The 271-nt window shown below is 62.7% G+C and carries 1 protein-coding gene; it reads right to left on the bottom strand.

The window, feature by feature from the left end; translation table 11 throughout:
- A partial coding sequence (locus tag SB751_RS30640; protein WP_410749103.1) for a hypothetical protein occupies positions 1–271 on the bottom strand: 271 nt, incomplete at both ends.

Below are 271 nucleotides of genomic sequence, written 5' to 3'. Positions count from 1 at the left end.
GGCACGTCACGCTGCACGTCTTTCGCGAGTTCCAGCAGCTTCGCCTTCAGGTCTTCAATGCGCTCGATCCAGGGCACCTGCATCACGTTCGCGTCGTCGTGCCACACCGCATGGTGCTTGACCTCGACCCACTCGCCGCGCATCGCCTCGACCGAGTTGCCGACGGCATTGCTGTGCTTGTGCTCCAGGTCGTGATTGCCCGGCAGCAGGCGGAATTTCACGCCGTGCGTCCGGTAGATATGTTCGAAGCGGTCGCGTGTCGGGTTCAGCA

This window comes from Cupriavidus sp. SIMBA_020, assembly GCF_046535395.1.
GTDB lineage: Bacteria > Pseudomonadota > Gammaproteobacteria > Burkholderiales > Burkholderiaceae > Cupriavidus > Cupriavidus campinensis.
Note: the sequence above shows the minus strand (reverse complement) of the source record. Positions and strands in the feature narration are given on the sequence as shown.